This window comes from Microcoleus sp. PH2017_05_CCC_O_A (genome assembly GCF_020738785.1).
Classification (GTDB): Bacteria; Cyanobacteriota; Cyanobacteriia; order Cyanobacteriales; family Microcoleaceae; genus Microcoleus.
On record NZ_JAEQCB010000293.1, the window covers coordinates 1 to 2,230 of the forward strand.

Annotated in this window: 1 protein-coding gene; it reads right to left on the reverse strand. The window is 40.7% G+C overall.

Annotation, left to right across the window (positions count from 1 at the left end):
• Window positions 1-12: 12 nt before the first annotated feature.
• Window positions 13-1,674, reverse strand: coding sequence for a group II intron reverse transcriptase/maturase (gene ltrA, locus JGK20_RS34005; RefSeq protein WP_293233799.1), 1,662 nt, complete (start codon window positions 1,672-1,674; stop codon window positions 13-15).
• Window positions 1,675-2,230: the final 556 nt, after the last annotated feature.

The following is a 2,230-nucleotide window of genomic DNA, read 5'->3' on the forward strand; positions in this document are numbered from 1 at the left end:
AATAAGTCGGGTTTAACCCGCTGTTCGGACTCTCACCTGACCATGAACGGTCTGATGCTGGTGACATTCACGATGTAGAACTTCCAAATTTATAGGTTTCCAATTGTTATGGTTGCCGTCGATATGGTGTAGTTGTGCAATATCACCTGACATGAACGATAGATTACATTCTGTACATTTGTGATTCTGTTTCTTGAGAAGTCGTGCCGTTATTCCATCGTAGTTAGCATTCTCTCGTTTTGACCAATAAACAAAATCGCCATCATAGGGTGATTTATCTCCCTTGACAATGACAAACTTGCAGGCTGACCAACTAACCGCAGGAATTGCTCTTTTTATAACCTTATTGGTTTGATAACGGTTGTATCTTCCTTGTTTCCGAATGAATTTCCATAACCAATAGTGCAGTGACCACAGGTCGTGTTGACTCATATCGCAGAATCTATGGTAATTTCTCCACCCTCTTACCACCGAACCACACTTGTTGATTCGATGCTCGAGAGTGAAACGACTATCTTTTATCACTTCTTTAACTTTTGCCTTAATGCTAATTGTAGCTTTTTGACTTGGTGTTGAAATGAATTTACCATTGGGCTTAACTGAGAAGTTCCACCCAAGGAAGTCGAAACCATCTGTACTATGTACGACTTTGGTTTTGGCTTCTTTAACTTTTAATCCTCTTGTTTCCAAGAATTTATCAATGTATCCTCGGAGGGGCTCAGGGTCGTCTTCTGGTTTCAGAATAAACACAACGTCATCCGCATAACGAAATCCAGTAATAGTGTCTATGTATCTGCCACCATTTCTGATTTTCAATCTAACCTCATGACCAACGTTCTCTAATCCGTGAAGAACTATATTTGCTAGTAATGGGCTGAAAACTCCACCTTGCGGTGTACCGGATTCTGATGAAGGAAATTCTCCTCTGACTCCAGCTTTTATTGCCCTAAATACCCCTTGTTTTGCTGCCTTTGGTAGTTGGACTGATTGCATTAAGAATTTGTGGTCAATCTTGTCGAAACATTTTTCAATATCCAATTCCAAAATTCTTTTTTCTAACCCATTACTGCTAGAGTTTAGATTATTGAATAATTGTCTCTGGATATCATGGCAGCTTCTGCTAGGTCTAAACCCATAAGAATGAGCGTTGAACGTAGCTTCTGCTGCGGGTTCCAAGGCATATTTGATGAGACATTGATATGCTCTGTCGCTAATGGTCGGGATTCCTAGTCCTCTTTTAGTTCCGTCTACTTTGGGGATATACACTCGCTTTAAGGGCTGATGTTTCCATTGCTTCCAGTTCTTAACTAACACTTCAAATAGTGCCAGTCTTTGTGAGGGTTCGAGGGCTTTCTTTCCGTCCACCCCTGCGGTTTTCCGTCCAGTATTTAACTGTGTCACTTGCCGAATAGCAAGCAATTTCGCTGCTCTGGAGCTTAATAAAAGTTTTTGAAGCTTACGTACTAGGAGCACGTTACCGTTCTTTTGAGCCTTGAATATTCTCACTTGTAGGCGAAATACAATTTTCCGCAGCTTGCGCCAAGGAATTGATTTCCATTTATCAACTGGATTTAACTCCGTTGCCATAACATTCTCTACGCCTGAATGAACATTTTCTATGTAAACCGTACCCAGTTGTCCAAGAGTCCTGATTTCTTGAATTTTTGAGTACATCTTACCAGCTCTACCCGCTAACCCTTATTTAAGGAGTCCACAATTTGAGAAATTAATCTCCTCAAATTGAAGGTTGAAAGAGCCGTTTTATTCGTTCCTCGGTTTAGTTGTTTTGTAGTTTTAGGTTCTCTCATTTCGCCCACGATTTCCCAGAATTGCATTTATCCAGTTCAAAATAATGCGGGTATTTTCACACTTGAAGTGTTAGGTTGTGTCGTTGTTCGACCTTGATTTCGGTCGTTCACGTTCAGACGCTTTTTCCGAGAGTTCAACTAATGTTTAACCTTGACTACTTACCTATACGAGTTGCTACCATCTCAGGTTTGTTATTCTCGTTCTGTCCCCAGCTTCATTTTTAGAGTTTGTTCTCTATCCATGTGGGCAGTTTTGGCATCACGCCATTCCTAGCGGGTAAGACTTGTCAAATTTGAGTTTGACGCACTCACACTAAACTAAAGTTATCTCTACTATATTTCTGAGTTTGCACTCAAGGCGGTGTAGAGACGATTTTCCTCCTAAGTTTTATGAGACTTTGGTTTCAATCAACGAACCGCAC